General features: G+C 68.9%; 18 protein-coding genes. 9 read left to right on the top strand and 9 right to left on the bottom strand.

Going from position 1 to position 16,912, the window contains the following annotated elements; genetic code table 11:
- Positions 1–2,730, top strand: coding sequence for a S8 family serine peptidase (locus AB0J97_RS22470; RefSeq protein ID WP_364091564.1), 2,730 nt, complete (start codon positions 1–3; stop codon positions 2,728–2,730).
- Positions 2,731–2,826: 96 nt separating this feature from the next.
- Here AB0J97_RS22470 and AB0J97_RS22475 read toward each other — a convergent pair whose 3' ends face one another.
- From AB0J97_RS22475 to AB0J97_RS22485, 3 genes are all read right to left on the bottom strand, one after another.
- The gene (locus AB0J97_RS22475; RefSeq protein ID WP_364091566.1) at positions 2,827–2,982 is read right to left on the bottom strand and encodes a hypothetical protein; all 156 of its coding nucleotides are present in this window, start codon (positions 2,980–2,982) and stop codon (positions 2,827–2,829) included.
- Positions 2,983–3,200: 218 nt separating this feature from the next.
- Entirely contained in the window at positions 3,201–3,323 is a 123-nt protein-coding gene (locus AB0J97_RS22480) for a hypothetical protein (RefSeq protein ID WP_364091568.1), read from the bottom strand.
- Positions 3,324–3,358: 35 nt separating this feature from the next.
- Positions 3,359–3,487, bottom strand: coding sequence for a hypothetical protein (locus AB0J97_RS22485; RefSeq protein WP_364091571.1), 129 nt, complete (start codon positions 3,485–3,487; stop codon positions 3,359–3,361).
- A 391-nt stretch (positions 3,488–3,878) separates the two neighbouring features.
- Here AB0J97_RS22485 and AB0J97_RS22490 point away from each other — a divergent pair, with 391 nt between their 5' ends.
- The gene (locus AB0J97_RS22490) at positions 3,879–4,469 is read left to right on the top strand and encodes a hypothetical protein (protein ID WP_364091573.1); all 591 of its coding nucleotides are present in this window, start codon (positions 3,879–3,881) and stop codon (positions 4,467–4,469) included.
- Between the two features lie 315 nt (positions 4,470–4,784).
- Positions 4,785–5,612: a hypothetical protein gene (locus AB0J97_RS22495; RefSeq protein ID WP_364091575.1), complete on the top strand. Its 828-nt coding sequence runs from the start codon at positions 4,785–4,787 to the stop codon at positions 5,610–5,612.
- 56 nt (positions 5,613–5,668) lie between these two features.
- Here the strand turns inward: AB0J97_RS22495 and AB0J97_RS22500 are convergent, their stop codons facing one another.
- Entirely contained in the window at positions 5,669–6,997 is a 1,329-nt protein-coding gene (locus AB0J97_RS22500) for a serine/threonine-protein kinase (RefSeq protein ID WP_364091577.1), read from the bottom strand.
- Positions 6,998–7,169: 172 nt separating this feature from the next.
- On the opposite strand from AB0J97_RS22500, the gene AB0J97_RS22505 reads away from it, so the two are divergent.
- From AB0J97_RS22505 to AB0J97_RS22515, 3 genes are all read left to right on the top strand, one after another.
- Complete coding sequence (locus AB0J97_RS22505; RefSeq protein WP_364091579.1) at positions 7,170–7,589, top strand: DUF1330 domain-containing protein; 420 nt, start codon at positions 7,170–7,172, stop codon at positions 7,587–7,589.
- Positions 7,590–7,667: 78 nt separating this feature from the next.
- Positions 7,668–8,174 carry a WGR domain-containing protein gene (locus AB0J97_RS22510; RefSeq protein WP_364091581.1) on the top strand — a complete coding sequence of 169 codons (507 nt, stop codon included), beginning with the start codon at positions 7,668–7,670 and terminating at the stop codon, positions 8,172–8,174.
- A gap of 30 nt (positions 8,175–8,204) precedes the next feature.
- Positions 8,205–9,041: a phage minor capsid protein gene (locus AB0J97_RS22515; protein ID WP_364091583.1), complete on the top strand. Its 837-nt coding sequence runs from the start codon at positions 8,205–8,207 to the stop codon at positions 9,039–9,041.
- Positions 9,042–9,795: 754 nt separating this feature from the next.
- On the opposite strand, the gene AB0J97_RS22520 is transcribed toward AB0J97_RS22515, so the two are convergent.
- Both AB0J97_RS22520 and AB0J97_RS22525 read right to left on the bottom strand, forming a co-directional pair.
- The gene (locus tag AB0J97_RS22520) at positions 9,796–10,362 is read right to left on the bottom strand and encodes a hypothetical protein (RefSeq protein ID WP_364091585.1); all 567 of its coding nucleotides are present in this window, start codon (positions 10,360–10,362) and stop codon (positions 9,796–9,798) included.
- Positions 10,332–10,862, bottom strand: coding sequence for a DUF4158 domain-containing protein (locus AB0J97_RS22525; protein ID WP_364091587.1), 531 nt, complete (start codon positions 10,860–10,862; stop codon positions 10,332–10,334). The genes AB0J97_RS22520 and AB0J97_RS22525 overlap by 31 nt, the downstream gene beginning before the upstream one ends.
- Positions 10,863–10,899: 37 nt before the next feature.
- Between AB0J97_RS22525 and AB0J97_RS22530 the strand changes: the two genes are divergently transcribed.
- Complete coding sequence (locus AB0J97_RS22530) at positions 10,900–12,156, top strand: FAD-dependent monooxygenase (RefSeq protein WP_364091956.1); 1,257 nt, start codon at positions 10,900–10,902, stop codon at positions 12,154–12,156.
- Positions 12,157–12,191: 35 nt separating this feature from the next.
- Here AB0J97_RS22530 and AB0J97_RS22535 read toward each other — a convergent pair whose 3' ends face one another.
- Both AB0J97_RS22535 and AB0J97_RS22540 read right to left on the bottom strand, forming a co-directional pair.
- Complete coding sequence (locus AB0J97_RS22535; RefSeq protein ID WP_364091589.1) at positions 12,192–12,578, bottom strand: hypothetical protein; 387 nt, start codon at positions 12,576–12,578, stop codon at positions 12,192–12,194.
- Between the two features lie 190 nt (positions 12,579–12,768).
- Positions 12,769–13,080 (bottom strand): hypothetical protein, encoded by a 312-nt coding sequence (locus AB0J97_RS22540; RefSeq protein WP_364091590.1) that lies wholly within the window; start codon positions 13,078–13,080, stop codon positions 12,769–12,771.
- On the opposite strand from AB0J97_RS22540, the gene AB0J97_RS22545 reads away from it, so the two are divergent.
- Complete coding sequence (locus tag AB0J97_RS22545) at positions 13,067–13,324, top strand: hypothetical protein (RefSeq protein ID WP_364091592.1); 258 nt, start codon at positions 13,067–13,069, stop codon at positions 13,322–13,324. The genes AB0J97_RS22540 and AB0J97_RS22545 overlap by 14 nt on opposite strands.
- Before the next feature lie 188 nt (positions 13,325–13,512).
- The gene (locus AB0J97_RS22550; RefSeq protein ID WP_364091594.1) at positions 13,513–16,272 is read left to right on the top strand and encodes an AAA family ATPase; all 2,760 of its coding nucleotides are present in this window, start codon (positions 13,513–13,515) and stop codon (positions 16,270–16,272) included.
- Here AB0J97_RS22550 and AB0J97_RS22555 read toward each other — a convergent pair.
- Positions 16,214–16,735 (bottom strand): ferritin-like domain-containing protein, encoded by a 522-nt coding sequence (locus AB0J97_RS22555; RefSeq protein WP_364091596.1) that lies wholly within the window; start codon positions 16,733–16,735, stop codon positions 16,214–16,216. The genes AB0J97_RS22550 and AB0J97_RS22555 overlap by 59 nt on opposite strands.
- Positions 16,736–16,912: the final 177 nt, after the last annotated feature.

The following is a 16,912-nucleotide window of genomic DNA, read 5'->3' on the forward strand; positions in this document are numbered from 1 at the left end:
ATGAAAATCATCACTTTAGCGGTGGGCGCGCTCATGGCCGCCTCCCTCCTGGCCCCCGCCGCGGCGGCGGCGGCCGCGCCGGCTGATCCGCGTCCGCTGGGCGGGGAAGTGCTCGCGGCCTACGCCGCCAAGGACCGCACCGACCTGTGGGTGCTGCTGTCCGACAAGGCCGACACCAAGAGCGCCGAGCGGGCCAGGACCCGCACCGCGCGCGGCGAGCAGGTCGTGCGCGCCCTGCGCGACACGGCCGACCGCTCGCAGGCCCCGCTGCGCAAGCTGCTGAAGGCCGAGGGCCGCAAGAGCGAGACGTTCTGGGCGGCCAACGCCGTGTACGTCCGCGACGTGCCCCTGAAGCTGGCCGAAAAGCTGGCGAAGATGGACGGGGTGAGCGAGGTCCGGGCGCCCAGAACCTACCCGGTGGCCCTGCCGGTGGAGACCAAGGGCGCCGCCGCGACGGCCGCCGCCGTGGAGTGGGGCATCGCCAACATCAAGGCCGACCAGGTGTGGCAGCAGTACGGCGTGCGCGGCGAGGACATCGTCGTGGCCAACGTCGACACCGGCGTGGAGTACACCCACCCGGCGCTGATCGGCTCCTACCGGGGCAACAACGGCGACGGCACCTTCACCCACGACTACAACTGGTACGACGCGGCCGGGAACTGCGACGAGCCCGGCCCGTGCGACGGCCACAACCACGGCTCGCACACCATGGGCACCATGGTGGGCGACGACGGCAAGGGCAACCAGATCGGCGTCGCGCCCAAGGCCAAGTGGATCGCCGCCAGCGGCTGCCAGGCCGGCGGCTGCAGCGACCTGGACCTGATGCGGGCCAGCCAGTGGATGCTGGCGCCCACCGACGCGGCCGGGCAGAACCCCGACCCGGCCAAGCGCCCGCACATCGTCAACAACTCCTGGGGCAGCGACCTGCCCTCCAACGAGCCGATGTTCGAGGAGATCCAGGAGGCCTGGGCGGCGTCCGGCATCTTCGGCATGTGGGCCAACGGCAACGAAGGGGCCGAGTGCCGGACCTCGGGCACCCCGGGCAGCCGCACGATCAACTACTCCGTGGGTGCCTACGACAGGAACAACAAGATCGCCGACTTCTCCAGCCGGGGAGACGGCCAGGACGGGCAGATCAAGCCCGACATCTCGGCTCCCGGCGTGGACGTCCGCTCCTCCGTCAAGGGCGGAGGCTACCTCTTGATGTCGGGCACCTCGATGGCCACGCCGCACGCGTCGGGCGCGGTGGCCCTGCTCTGGTCGGCCAACCCGTCGCTGGCCCGCGACATCGAGGGCACCCGCACGCTGCTGGACCTGACCGCCATCGACACCGCCGACCCACAGTGCGGCGGCGACGCGGCCAACAACAACGTCTACGGCGAGGGCCGCCTGGACGCGCTGGCGCTGGTGCAGGCGGGCGCCCAGGGCCTGGGCACGCTTTCGGGCACCGTCACCGACGCCGCCACCGGCGAGCCGCTCAAGGACGCGACCGTGTCGCTGAACGGGCAGCTCAACCGCCAGTCCACCTCCGGAGAGGACGGCACGTACACCTTCAAGCTGCTGGCCGGTGACTACCAGCTCAAGGTGAGCGCCTACGGCTACCAGGACGCCACCGTGGCGATCAAGGTGACCAAGGACGGCTCGATCAAGCAGGACGTCCCGCTCCCCCCGACCCAGCGCAAGACCCTGTCCGGCACGCTCACCGACGGCTCCGGCCACGGCTGGCCGCTGGGCGCCAAGGTGACCGCCGACGACGGCAAGGGCCACACGTGGGACGCCACCGCCGACGCGATCACCGGCCACTACTCCCTGTCCCTGCTGCCCGCCACCGACTACACGCTGCGCATCACCCCGGGCGTACCCGGCTACGACCCGGTCAGCAGGAAGGTCAGTCTGGGGGCGGAGAACCAGACCGTGGACGCCGCCCTGCCCGCCGCCCTCGCGTGCGTGGCCCCCGGCTACCTGGCGAGCAGGGCCGGCACGCCCGAGCCGTTCAGCTCGGGCAAGCCCACCGGGTGGCAGGTCACCAATGTCGATCCCGGCTTCCCCGGATTCGACCACCAGCCGGGCTGGGTCTTCGACAACCCCGGCGCCCGGGAGAACCGGACCGGCGGGAGCGGCAGGTTCGCCATCGTCGACTCCGACCACTCCGGCAAGGGGCATGTCCAGGACACCTACCTGACCAGCCCGGTGCTGAACCTGGCCAAGCACACCAGCCCGGTGCTGGAGTTCGCGGGCGACCTCAAGCCCGGCGTGAACGCCATCGCCTGGGCCGACCTCAGCCTGGACGGCGGGCGTACCTGGACGACGGTGTGGACCCGTAAGGGCTTCCCCGGCGCTTCCGGCCCGGCCGCGCAGGTGGTGGCGATGCCGCAGGCGGCGGGCAAGACCAAGGCCCAGGTCCGCTTCCACTACCGGGGCAACCGCTCGGGCTGGTGGGCGATCGACGACGTCTACGTCGGTGACCGCACCTGCCAGAAGGTCAATGGCGGCCTGGTGACCGGCACGGTCACCGATGCCGCCACCGGCAAGCCCGTGCAGGGGGCGGCGGTCGCCTCCGACGGGCGCACGGCCACCACCGACGCCTTTGGCGCCTACTGGCTGTTCTCCGCCCAGACCGGCGATCAGGAGGTGACGGTCACCAAGAGCGGCTACGCCGCCACGACCGCCACCGCCGCCGTCGCCGTCGACCGGATCACCGGGCTCGATGTGAAGCTCGCGTCATCCTGATCCCCGCGCCCCCGGCAGCCCTCTGCCGGGGGCGCGGCACGTCTGCGCCACCCGTTCCAAGGGTCTCCGTGCTGGGGGCCTGCCCGGCGTCGTCCGTCAGCCAGCCGCGGCGGCGACGCGGTCGATGGCCGAGGCGTAGGCGCGGTGGGTGTCGGGGTTGACCGTGCGCGGCGTGGCGAGAAAAGCGTCGGCGGCCACGGCGAGGCTGACGCCTTCACCGCGCAGGGCGGTGATCTTCGGCGCGGCGCTCATGCCGGCCGCCGCGCGACCTCGGCGACGATGTACCGGATAACGTGCCGGAGTCGCGCACCGTCCCGGCGGACGGTTCTTCTGGTCGCCGCGCGGACGTGATCGCTCATGTACGTGAAATCAGCCCAGTATCACGTACATGATTACGAGTTGAACGCCGGTGGTCGAGATCATGTCACCGGCGCCGGCCGTCATGGAGGGGTTCTGGCGGGTGACGTCGATCACCTTCCACTGGCCGGCGTCCTGGTAGCGGTAGGAGCCGTGGGCGTGCGGGTGGGGGAGATCCGTGGATCCGGCACCACGGTGCCTCGCAGCTTGAGCGGCCGCAGGATCCGCCGCTTCATCTCCTCGGCGATCGAGTGGCCGGTGACCTTCTCGATCAGCAGCTGGGCCAGTGTGTAGTGGTGTTGGAGTAGCTCCAGCCCTTTCCCGGGTCGAACCGCGCCGGCCTGGACATCGCGAAGCGCACCAGCTCCTCCGGCTGGTAGGTCTTGAACCGGTTGTCCACCCACTCCTTGCCCGCCGCGGGGATCCCCGGCTCGACCGAACCGTACCGAAGCCGAGCCGCGTCGCCCCGGACTTGTTCGCCAGTAGCGCGAACGCGCGATTCGTACCAGAGCGCCTTGGTGGCGGCTGTGTCGATGTTTCTCGGCTCCGGTCGAGAGGACGGCACTCATAATCGGCATATCGGAAAATTTCCTCTTTGCTCATAATTGCGCCCGCCCATTCTCGTCGGCCTTTCTTGGCCATTGCCTAACGTGTCCGCGCGTGATGAGATTATGATTCGATTTACCCATTCCGGCCGGGATGTAAGGCGGCAGAATTGCGACATGGATAGACATGTCCTTTTCGGTGGCCACAGGATCGACATTTCGAACAATCGACGGAGGAAGATCGCCATGTTCAAAAAACTGCTGCGTTTCCTTCCCGCCGGCCTCGCGGTCGGCTCGCTGCTGGCCACCGTGGCCCTGCCCGCTCCGGCATCGGCGTCAGCCTCCCTGACCGGAATGCGACAGAATGTCGTCACCGTACTCGGCTACAACAGCACCGACTGGAAATACCTCCAGGTGCCGCCCGGGACCAATGCCCCGCGTTTCTACGATCCGAATTTCGATGACAGTGACTGGGCGAGCGGACAAGAAGGCTTCGGCACCACCAACGGCACCTGCGCCTGGAACAACTCCACCAACGTCAAGACGTCCTGGGCGGTGAACACCGACATCCTGGTACGCCATTGGGTGCACATCCCGCGCGACGCACAGCAGGTCCGCATCCAAGGAACGATCGACAACGACGCGCGGGTCTACTTCAACGGCCGCCTCGTTCAGACCGTCAGGAGCGGCGGCTGCGCCGCGGGCGCGATCAACGTCGTCATACCCGTCAGACACCTGGAGCGCTGCAACCTCCTGGCCATCCGCGGCCATGACTACGGCGTCGCGACCTACCTGAACGTCGAGGTCAGCTACGTGAAGCAGACCCCCACCGCCTGAACAGGCACCCCCGCGAGCCCCCGGTCCCCATGAACTGTGAGAGGGCCGGGGGCTCCTCTCCGTGCGGAGCCCTCTCGCCAGGACGGGAGATCCCTGGATGCCCGCGGACGTGGGCTCCATGCGTGGACGGATGACCGCCATGACCGAGCGGTGACCGAGTTTGGGTGGCATCCCGACGCTGCCTGGCAGAATCGACCCAAAAATTTTCGACCGGGGTTGTCGTATCTGGGCCGCGGCGTTCGTAGCCAAGGTGAACGGCCGCCCCACAAGGGCGCTGTCACGACCAGCCGTCACGACGAAGAGAGATGCCGACCGATGCAGCAGCACCCACAGGCCAAGATCCGCTACATGGCCGAGCTCGTCGAGCCGATCGCCACCGCGACCTTCTCCGAGGTGGCGAACGAGGCGTTCCTGGCCGTCGGCATGCGCAACTACTGGGACGGATACTTCGCGGGCCGGGCCGCGCCCCTGGGGACGGCACCGTCCGAGGTCGTGCACGCGGTCTTCTACAACTTCGCCGACGGCGAGGTGGCACGCCACATCCCGTGGGTGTGGGGAAAGATCACCCCGCAGGAGGCGATCACCCTGCGCGAACGGGGCAGCGCCGCCGCCCTACGGCAGATGATCGGGGAGCTGGCCGATTCGCCCGGTCTGGTGCGGGCCACCGACCTCGCCATCCGAGCAGCGTTCAGCGCGCCGACCGAGGGCCGGCCACTGTACGCCGGGCTGCACGCGCTCGACGTGCCCGAAGAGCCGGTGGCCAGGCTCTGGCACGTGGCGACGCTGCTGCGGGAACACCGAGGGGACGGCCACAACGCCGCCCTTCTCGCCCACGGCATCGGCGGCACCGAGGCCCACGTCCTCATGGCCCTCTCCCTCGAGATGAGGGCGGAGGAGTTCGGCCGCGTCCACCACCTGCCCAAGGCTCAGCTGGCCGCCGTGGTCGACGGGCTGCGCGACCGCGGCCTCGTGGACGCCGCCGGCGGATTCACCCCCGCCGGCCGGGAGACCAAGCAGCGGATCGAGGCGCTCACCGACGACCTGGCCGCCCCCGCGTACGACGTGCTCAGCGCGGACGAGCTCGACGAGCTGGCCGTGGGGCTCCAGCCGATCGCCGCCGCGGCATGGGCCTTCGACAACTGAGCGAGTGCCCATGCGGGCGAGTGGCGCGACGGCGTGATGTACGGCAGTGCGGGCGATCAGGATCGTGTTCGACCTCTGATCCCTCCGCGTCGATCGGTGCGCTGCGAGGTCCAGGCCGCCCCCGCAGCGACGAGGACGACGATGCTGATCAGGGTCAGCGACATCGTCGCGGCATCTCGTCCGGGCAACTCCATCATGTTCCGGAGGGTTTCGCCGGCGCCGTGGAAGGCGAAAGCGGTCGCGCCACAGCCGAAGACGAGCCCGGCGGCACCGGCGACAGCGGTCACGGTCCTGCCGGCGTTCTTCGGCAGGAACCGCGCGAGACTGGCGCACAGCAAGCCGGTGATGACGACATCGGCAACGGCGACGATCAGTGCGGTGTCGTCCCTGAAGCGCTCGAAGTGCTCCCACGTGCCGCCGGCATCGGGGAGTCCTGCGACGCCGAGCGCCGTCAGGCCCACCACCGCTGTCATGGCCACGATCAGCGCGGCGACGCCTGAGCGTCCCCCCTCCCTCGTCCGGACCGGGAGGATCTTGGTGTCGCGCCGCACGTGGACCATGGTCGCGGACCGCGCACCTGCCATGGCCAGCGCCTCGTCGACCGTCGGCCTGCGGCCCGGGTCCTTGTCCAGCAGCCGGGTGATGAGCCGCGTGAGCGGTCCGGTGCGTTGCGGTGCCGGGGCCTCGTCCAGCAGTACCGCGGCCAAGGTCGCTTCCTGGGTGTCGCGGCGGAACGGTGAGACGCCCTCCACCGCCTGGTAGAGGGTCACACCGAGGGAGAACAGATCCCCGGCGGGAAGGCCGTCACTGCCGCGCAACCGCTCGGGCGCCATGTACTCCGCCGAGCCGATGAACATCCCGGTGGCGGTCAGTGCGGAATCGGTGTGGTGGATCGCTGTCCCGAAGTCCGTGAGCAGGACCTTTCCGTTCTCGGCGAGCATCACGTTGGCCGGTTTGATGTCGCGGTGCACGACGCCTTCCCGGTGTGCCGCGCCGATCGACGTCAGCAGTGCCGCGGCGACTTCGACGGCCCTGTCCAGCGGAAGAGGTCCGTGCTCCTCGACGTACTCGCTCAGCGAGCAACCCTCGATCAGTTCCATGACGATCCAGGGAAGGCCGTCCTCGATGACGACGTCGTGGATCGCGACGATGCCGTCGTGCTGGCGCAACCGGGCGGCGTTGCGTGCCTCGCGTGTGGCGCGCGCCAGCCGCTCGGCCCGTTCGGTTTCCGGAATCCAGGGCGGCAGCCGCAGTTCCTTGATCGCGACGTCCACGTCGAGGGTCTCGTCGCGAGCCCGCCAGACCCGTCCGAAACCACCGGACCCCAGTTCGTCCGCAAGCCGGTAGCGCCCGCCGACCACGTAACCGGCCAGCCTCGAAGTCATGCCCCGTCTCCTGCCATCGCCCTGGCCCGAACAGATGATCAGCGTACAAGCCACCGTCATCGGTGCATGCCCGTTTGTTTCACCTGATCGCCTACCTGTCAGGTAATCGCCCAGCCTACGAGGTGCGTGTCAGGATCGGCAGCACCGAACACGGCTGCACCAGGAGGACACCATGCCCGCCTACGTCATCGCCCACCTGCAGGAGGCGGCCCCGCATCCGGAGATCGCCGAGTACATGGAACGGCTCCCCACCACCTTCGAGCCGTACGGCGGCCGCTACCTCGTCCATGCCACCCAGCACGAGGTGAAGGAAGGCACCTGGCCCGGCCATGTCGTGATGCTGGGGTTCCCGGGCATCGCCGAGGCACGGGCATGGTGGGACTCTCCCGCGTACCGGGAGATCGCGCCGCTGCGCTCGCGGCACATCGAGGGCGACATCATCATGGTCGACGGTCTGCCCGACGACTACCTCCCCACGGCGGCCGTCACCGCCGTACGGGAGACGGCGGCCCTGTCCGAACAGGTCGTCGGGAACGACCATGGCCTGCGTGCCGAGCGCGAGACCACCGCCGCCGAGGGCCTCCCCGTCTGACCTTCCGCGCGACTTTGTCGGTCGTTCTCGCCATACTCGCCGCTGTCGATCAAGAGCAGGCAGGGGGGAGGTATCGGCATGAGCGTGGAGCGCACGCTGGCGTTCGTCGGCGGGGCTTCGGCCAAGTTCTGGGAGGTGCGCCAGGACGGCGTGGAGCTGCACATCCGGTATGGACGGATGGGCGCGGCCGGTCAGACGCAGGTCAAGTGGTTCGGCTCGGCCGCCGCCGCCACGGCTGCCGCGGACAAGCTGGTGGCGGAGAAGTTACGCAAGGGCTACACGGAGGACGAAACGGCCCCCTTACCGCAGGAGGCTTCGCCCGCGGCCGCCGGCGGCGTCGAGGACGAGGACCGGCTGACGTTGCCGCCCACCTGGTTGCGCGCTCTCCATCCCCGGCGGGGCGGAGCGAAGGTCTCGGTGAAGCGGCCGGATGCGAGCGCGCCGGAGAAGCTGGCCGCCGAGCTGGACAAACGCGGGAAGATGCTCGCCGACATGGTGGCGACGTGCCCGGATCCGGCGCTCGCATCGGCGGGGGCGACGGCTGCGTCGCTGCCCGCGGGCCGGTCGGCTGGAACGCTTGTCTGAACGGCTGGTGACGACCGGGGGCAACGCGGCGTGGCGGCGCGGCGCGGAACGCGCCACCAAAGATCGGAACGGCTCGGCTCCCGCAAGGGCATCCCGCAGGGGCAGGGCGTCATAGAGATCGCCCGCCGCGCCACGCGGCTGGTCGCCTCCACCCAGCCGGGCATGCGGTCGGTGCCGGAGTTCATCTTCAGGCAGATCGTCAACGAGGTGGCCGCGCAGGCGCTCACCGGCGCGATCTCCCGCCGCGAGGCGCAGGCCCGCGCGCTGGACAAGATGGCCCGCCGGGGCATCACCGGGTTCACCGACTCCTCCGGCCGCGTCTGCTCGGTGACCGCGTACGCCGAAGCGGCGGTGCGGGCCGCGATGGCGCAGGCCGCGACGGACGGCCACCTGGCCACGCTCGCCGAGAACGGCATCGACCTCGTGATCGTGTCTCGGCTGCCGTTCACGTGCCCGCGGTGCGCCCTCTGGGAGGGGAAGATCCTGTCGCAGGACGGGCCGATCGGCTTCCGGCAGGTTGAGTCCGCCGTGTCCGACGACATGGTGGACGTGCTCGTGGAGGGCACCGTCGCCCAGGCCCGCGCCGCCGGCCTGCTGCATCCCGGCTGCGGGCACACGCTCAGCGGCTACCTGCCGGGCGCGACCGGGCCGCCGCCGCCGATCCGGCACCGCGGCGACTACCAGGCGGCCCAGAAGATGCGCCGCCTGGAGTCCGAGCTGCGTGGCGCGAAACGGCAGGCGGCGGTAGCGCTCGACACGGAGCACCGGCGCAAGGCCGGTGCTCGTGTTGCCGCTCTGGAAAATCGGCTGACTCAGCTCAGCCACGACGCTGGCATGCCTCGGAGAGGTGATCGCGAGCGGATCTAGCGATCATGTGCGGGCGCTGGCCCTGCACCCATGCCGTGATCACGGAGAAGCTGACCACTCTGCCGCATCTGCGTGGCCAAGGCATTCGTTCTCGTAGTGGAACGAACCCTCGTTCTTCCACAGCCACCCGCTGTCGGCCCAGAGCGCCCAGGAACAGTGTGTGATCAGCCGGACATGCCCGGCTGCTCCACTGCAATTGAGCATTCCTCGTCTGCCGCCGTCTACTCCGGCCGTACACCAGGGAAGCTCCCCGGCCAAGGCTGGAGTTGGGGCGACGAGCGCGATGGGGGCGGCGATAGTTGCTGCCGCGAGGGCGAGCTTGAGCGCTCGCGTTGGTATGCGCACGCCGGCCTGCCTTTCCAAGAGAAAGTTGCTGACAGTTCTTCATTAAACGAGGAAGTCCCCGTGTGTGTCAGTCCCCGAATACACCACACCCGATGAGTGAATTCTCCAGGTGTGTCCCGAACCAATGTCCCCATAAACGGCGACTTGACATCATGGACAAGCAAGCGACCAGGGCTGATGTGCTGTTCGACCTGGCGATTTACGCGGCTTGCTGCCAATTTGGCCTCGCCTGCTTGATGCGGCGCTGTGTCATGCCACCTCTAGCAGGATCGAATTATTCCGGGTCCGCCTGGCGCGGGCCCTTTCTCATGTCCGGCTCCGGGAGGGCCTGCGATGTTCGATCACTCGATGTTGCCGACGACGCCTGGCGCGATCATCGGCTACCGCAAGAACGGCCAGCCGATCCGGCTCATCGCCGGAGGAGCGCCCGAGGGAGAGGGAAGGGGCGAAGGTCAGCCGCAGGGCGAGCCGCAACAGGGCGGCGCTCCCGACTCGGCCGAGGCCACGCAGCCCGACCAGCAGCCCTCTGGTAGTACTGCTCCAGCAATGGCAGATAGTTGTTGCTGTGATGCGCCGAGATCGCCTCATGGGCCCCGGTCAGCGCCTCCACGCCGCCGGCCCGCTCCAGCGTCTTCAGCACCAGGTGCCCGGCCCGTTCGGCGACCTCGGGCCCCGCCCCGTGCGCCGTCCCCTTTGGCTGCTGCGGTGAGATCTGGCCGCCCTCCGGCGTGCTGCTCTCTTCCAGGACCAGGGCGTCGCGAACGGCCGACAGTACGTCACCGAACACCCCGAGCAGGCGTTCAGACTCGGCCCGATGAGCTTCGCGCAGCGCTTCCAGCTGATCGCGCCCTTTCTTGTGGATGGCCGCCATACGCTTGCAGAACATGGTCGCCACGTCATCGCGGATCCCGATGGCCACCGTGTGGACGAAGCTCGCCAGCAGCGTCAGCCGCTTGTCCTCGCCCACCTTGCGCATGTCGGCCGCGTCGGTGACCCGCGCTTCCCCGCGAAATGGGCGACCTTGCCCGGCGGCACGCTCTGCAGCCACGTCCCGGTCGGCCCCAGCGCGTCGATGGCACCCAGCAGAGCCAGGCGCTCCTTGAACTTGCCCAACGACGCCGCCTTGGCTACGTCCTTCAGCCGATCGAACTCGCTGCGCCGGCTGGCCGTCATCGCAGCCGCCTGCCGCAACTTCACCTCCTCCGCCAGCCCCAGCGCTTCACGCACATGCCCGGCCACGGCCGTCGGCACCTCGCCGATCTTCGGGAAGTACCCCAGCCGTTGATGGGACTTCAGCCACACCACCAGCATCAGCAGATGATGCTCATCCTGCGTGCGGCCGCGCGCCCAGGCCACCTCGGCATCAACCGGCGTGAAGTTCTCCGCCAGATCCCGCGCCGTGACCACCCGCGGAAATCGCGGATATGCGGTCCGGTTTATCGAGGTCACCCACAACCCCCAGACCACCACCAACATGACGGCACTCACCCTAACGATCAGTTGCCAGCCCGCGGTGTGTTTCTGGCGTACTCCGGCCGTACCCCCCCTGCGGGTCCTCGTCGCCGGCGGCGGGATAGCGGGCCAGGCGCCGGCCTTCTGGCTCACACGGGGCGGCCACAGGGGGACCGTCGTCGAACGTTTCCCGGTGCTGCGGGCCGCCGGGGCGCAGGTCGACCTCCGGGGACAGGGCATCGAGGCCGTCGAACGGATGGGGCTTCTTGACGCCGTCCGCGGCAAGCTGGTGGACGAGGCGGGCGTCGCCTTCGTCGACGTCCGCGGCAGGACCAAGGCGACGATCATGGCCAACACCTCCGGCCAGGGCCGGCAGACCCTCACCTCCGAGTACGAGATCATGCGCGGCGACCTGGTACGCATCCTGCACGACGCCTCGAAGGACGACACCGAGTACGTCTTCGGCGTGCGCGTGGACGGCTTCGACCAGGACGAACAGAAGGTCGTCGCGCACTTCTCCGACGGGTCCTCCGGCGAGTTCGACCTCCTGGTCGGCGCGGACGGGCAGGGATCGCGCATCCGGCGGGCGATCCTCCCCGCGGGCTGCGACCCGTACTGGCGGGTCGGCATCCACATGGCCTACTGGTTCGTCCCGCGCATCGCGTCCGACGGCAACCTCCGGGACACCTGCATGGTCCCGGGTGGCCGTCAGATCATGCGCCGCAGCCACAACCCGACCGAGACGCAGGTGTACTTCGTGATGCGGGAGGAATCCGAGGAAGCCTCGGCGATCCACCGGGAACCCGTCGAGCGTCAGCAGAAGTTCTGGGCGAGCAGGTTCCGCGACGCGGGCTGGCAGACCGAGCGCTTCATCGACGGCATGCGGACGAGCCCGTTCTTCTACTCCCAGGAGATCGTCCAGGTCCGGACCGGCACCTGGTCCGAGGGCCGCGTGGTCCTGGCCGGCGACGCCGCCCACTGCGTCTCCCCTTACAGCGGCATGGGCGTCTCCGGTGGTCTGGTGAGCGCCTATGTCCTGGCCGGCGAGATCGACCGGCATCCGGGCGACCTGCCGACCGCACTGGCGAACTACGACAGCGTGCTTCGGCCCTTCGTCGACGAGATCCAGGGCGAGGTGAATCCGCGTCTCCTGCGCCTGGGCATGCCGATGACCCAGCGTGCGATCGACGCCTTCGAGGCCGCCACCGCACTGGCCTGCTTCCTGCGCCTTCCCGATCTCGTCGCACGCCTTTCGAAGGAGGACCGCGGCGGCAACTGGCGGCTCCCCGGGAACCCGGCGCCGATCAGCACCCTCTGAGCTGGGAGGAAGGTCAGCAGCCGCCGCAGAGGTCCTCACGGCTGATGCGGTCCATCACCATCGTCCCCCGGAGCTCGCAGGGTGGCTGCGGCGCCCGCGCGGGCCTGCAACGCGTCCAGCACGTCGACGTGCTCGGGCGGCACCGACACGTCCAGGGTCAGGCCGCCGTCGGCGATGGTGAGGGTGAAGGTGAAGAAGGAGCAGCAGCCGTTCTCGCGAGCCGTCAGTTCGGCGGTCCGGGCGGCGGTGCCTGGGCCGAAGACGAGATCGAGGCGCAGCCGGGTGCTCTCCGGCCGCGTCAGGCCCTGCACCGCGTCGGCGAACAAGGCGTCGAACTCGGCCACGCGCAGCGGCTGCTCGGCGGTGGGCAGGGTGCAGGCGGAGGGAGCCCATCCCCGGTCAAGGGTGATGTCTTGCGTCATGCCTCGACGGTAGGTCTGTACCTGGGTACCGAATGCAAGCCTCTTCGGCACGGCGCCACAACGACGCTCGCCTGCCCGCTGTTGTCCGGCACCGCACACGCGGCATCCGCCAAACGGCACCTGACCGCAGCGCACGTCAAGAGGGCGGGCTTCGGCCACCTGCTCTTTGGGCATTGAGCGTTCCGACCGGTCAGCGCGCTGACGCGGCCGACTCGTCGCTCTCGGGGATCGCCGCGAGCCCGGATTCCGCCTTGTTCTGAGCGACGTGGCTGAACACCGCACCGAGCCCGGCGATGCCCGTGGCCATGCCGACCTGCCGCAGGGTGCCGAACGTGGCACTGGACATGCCAGCGTTCTCCTGCGAGGCGAAGGCCAGCGATGCGGCCTGGTTGACTGCTGTGAGTGAGCCGAGCCCGACCCCACCGATGATCATGTCTGGCAGGAAATGGGTCCAGTTGTCGTCGTGGCCGAAGGTCCCGACGAGGTACATGCTCGCCGTCACCAGCACCATGGTGGCCGGCAGTGAGATGGCCGCGGGCGGCGTTGATGATGGCCGCGCCGCCGTAGGAGTGGCCGATCAGGATGACCGGGCCGGGAATGGTGTCGATGACGCTGGAGACGTAGGCGGCGTCGCCGGCCAGGTCGCGCAGCGGGTAGCGCCTGCGCGGTGGAGTGATCTTCGGGTGCCGAAGACCCTGGATCGCCGCCCGTCGTATGACGAGCTGCTCACGCCATCGCGATCTTGAGCTGCTGAATGCTTACACGAAACCAGCGGTGCAAGAGGCGGACGTGCTCGATGTTCGCAATCTCTTGCCCAATTCTGCCCTCTCTCCGAGAGAGACGGAAGCGGCCTTTGAGCGTGATCACGTGACGGTTATGCTCGCGGCAGCTGTATCCGACTCAGGCATGCACTGACCGACGCCGTGAGGTATCTGTGGCCAGCACTGCTCTCTTCGGTCGCTGCGCCGAGCTTGAACAGTTGTCCAGCTTTCTCGACAGCGCTCGGCAGCGTGGCGACGCGTGGTTGATGTGGGGCGAACCTGGTGTGGGTAAGTCCGCGCTCATGGCCGCCGCAGCCGAGCTGGCCATCACATCGGATATGCGGGTGCTGCGGGCATCCGGGTCGGAGTTCGAAGCCCACGTCAGCTACTCCTGCCTGAATCAGTTGCTCCTTCCGGTCAGCGCCGACATCGAGCGCCTGCCACCAGCCCTGCGCGAGGCATTGCTGGTGGCGCTCGGGTTCGGCGTCGGCACTCCCACAGACGCGCTCATGGTCTGCAACGCCGCGCTCCTACTCGTCAGGACAGTTGCCACTGAGGCGTCGCTCGCCCTTCTCGTGGACGATGTGCAATGGATCGACCGGGCCAGCGCCGTAGTGCTGGGATTCCTCGCGCGCCGTCTGGACGGCGTACGTGCTGGCCTGTTGGCCTCCGCCAGGACGGGGACGGTGAGCTTTCTTGATCCGCGCGGGTTGACCGAGATGATCGTTCAGCCGCTGGATCGAGCGGCTTCCGGACAGTTGGTCGACGTCAACTTCCCGGAGATGCCGGTGCGGATCCGGGAACGGTTGCTCGATCTCGCGCAGGGCAATCCGCTGGCGTTGACGGAGTTGCCGTCCACCTTGCTGGGCGCGGTGCCCCATGCCGGTCCGCAACCCGAGGTGGTCCCGCTCAGTGACCGGCTCCAGGCGATGTTCGCCGCACGGTTCGCCGACCTGCCGGAATCGACCCGCAGAACGCTCTTGCTGGCCACATTCGAAGGCACGGGCGACGTCCGGGTTCTCAGAGCGGCTTTAGCGGATGAGACCGGATTGGCTGACCTCGCCCCGGCTGAGCGGGCTCAACTGGTCCGTGTGGACGATGCCACAGGACGGATCGCGTTCCGGCACCCGCTGATCCGATCGGCGATCGTCGCTGGGACCACGCACGAGGAGCGGCGGACAGCGCACGTCGCTCTTGCCGCTGCCCTGACGGGTGACCGGGAACGGTGCGCGTGGCACCTCGCTGCGGCCGCCGTCGGCCCGGACGAGAGTGTGGCGGAGCTGCTTGAGGAGTCAGCGCATCGCACCATGCTCCGCGGCGACGTGTTCGCCGCTGTCGCGGCGCTGATCCGCGCAGCCGAACTGAGCGGCACGGACGCCGGTCGGGGGCGTCGCCTTTCCGAGGCCGCCTACATCGGCGCCGAGGCGAGCGGAGCCATCGACGACGCGAAGGCGCTTCTGAACGATGCAAGGCGGGCCGCTCCGGATTCCACCGGCTCGCTCCACGCGGCCAACGCGGCCGCCTTCCTGATGCTCAACGGGGACGGCGATGTGGCCACGGCGCACCGGCTCCTGGTCGGCGCCATCGAGACCGCAGAGCACCGCTACGATGCCCGCGATCCCGCGCTCATCGAGGCCATGCATACGTTGATGCTTTTGTGCTGGTACGGCAGTGCCCCGGAATACTGGGAGCCGTTCTATCGCGCGTTGGAGAGGCTGGAGCCACGACCGCCCGACGTGCTGTCGCTGGCAAGCAGAACCTTTCCTGACCCGGTCCGCACGGGGACGTCGGGGCTCGCGAGCAGCCGGGCCGTCCTCGCTACCCTCGCCGACGAAACAGACCCCACCCGGATCATGCGGGTCGGGACTGCCTCGGTCTATCTGGATCGTCTGGGCGACTGCCGTGAGTCCTCGTGGCGGCTGGTCCGGCAGGGACGGGAGGGAGGAGCGCCCCGGCGACACCTTGGCGCCCTCATGCACCTGTGCCTGGACGACTACCTTGTGGGCCGGTGGGATGAAGCCGAGCAGTTCGCCCGCGAGGGACAGCAGATCTGTGACACCAGCGGCTACTCCTTCTTCGCCTGGTATTTCCTGTACAACAGGGCAATCCTCGCCGCCGGGCGGGGACGCTTCGACGAGGCGTACGCGCTCGCCGACGAGATCACCCACTGGGCACTACCTCGCGGTGTGACGGCTGCGGCCCTGTTCGCGCAGCATCCGCGTACGCTCGCGGCGCTCGGCCAGGGAGACTTCGACCGGGCCTTCCACCACGCCGCGGCGATGAGCCCGCCCGGTGTCCTCGCCGCGTACGTACCCCACTGCATGTGGGTCATGTTCGATCTCGTCGAGGCAGCGGTTCGGACCGGTAGGACGGTCGAAGCCCGGGCGCACGTCGAGGCGATGCAGGCCGCCGGCGTGGCCGGATTGTCGACCCGGATGGCGCTGATTCAGGCGGCAGGGGAGTTCCTCGTGTTCGATGACGACGAGACAAAGGCGCGGTTGGAGTCGTTGCTGTCGAGTCCTGCCGCGGAACGGTGGGTATGGGACGCCTCGCGAGTCCGGCTCATCCTCGGTGAGAGGTTGCGCAGGGCCAGATCGGCATCGGAGGCCCGTCGGCATCTCCTCGCAGCGTGCGACGGCTTCGCCGCGATGACCGCCGAGCCCTGGCTTGAGCGCACGCGGAACGAGCTGCGCGCCGCCGGACACCGGCTGGCTGACGCATCGTCGGCCGGCTTGATCGCCCTGACGGCTCAGGAGCTGCAGATCGCTCGGCTTGCAGCGAGCGGCCTGACCAACAAGCAGATCGCGGAACGGATGTATCTCTCGCACCGGACGGTCGGTGCGCACCTGTACCGCATCTTCCCCAAGCTCGGCGTCACGTCTCGTGCCGGACTCCGGGACGCGCTCTCACCGGATCCTGAAGCCCCGCGCTGAGCTGGTCGGCCTGCGCCTCCTTGTCCTCCAGCAACCGCTCCAGCAGGCGCCGGGTGGTTGGATCGTCGGCCCCGACCCAGCGCACCGCCTCCTGCAAGGTCTGGACCAGGATCCGAGCACCCACGAGGTTCTGCGTCACGACGCCGGTGAGGTCGCCGTCCGCGAATGTCTGGAAGGTGACGCGCGACAACGCTGACAGGTGCTGCGGGTCATAGCCGGCGGTGAATCCGAGCTGGACGATGCGGTTCGCGAGCAGCCGCGTCCCGGCTCGGTCCCGGTCGGCGCAGCCGTACAGGAACTCCGAGACCGGCCGGTGTGACGGCGCGCGGACGAGCAGCGCGTGCTGCTCGAACTGAAGCGAGGACACGACCAAGCTGGACAGCAAGGTGTTCAGCAGGTGCGCAACCGCTGTCAGCTCGGCGCGGTTCGACGGTGTGACCGGGCCGTCGGTCAGGTCGAACAATGCCCGATCACGGACCTCGCGTGCGCGTAGGACGGCTGGTGGCTCTGGAGGACTCGTCACCTGTCGATGGTCGGGCACGCGCCCGGACCAGGCATCTGTCAAACGACCTAACTGCCTGAGTGATTAGGTCACGGTCGCCATCCCGTGAGTCGAATGACTGATGTCGTACGGCGGGGC

The sequence above is a fragment of the Nonomuraea sp. NPDC049607 genome (assembly GCF_040675375.1).
GTDB lineage: Bacteria > Actinomycetota > Actinomycetes > Streptosporangiales > Streptosporangiaceae > Nonomuraea.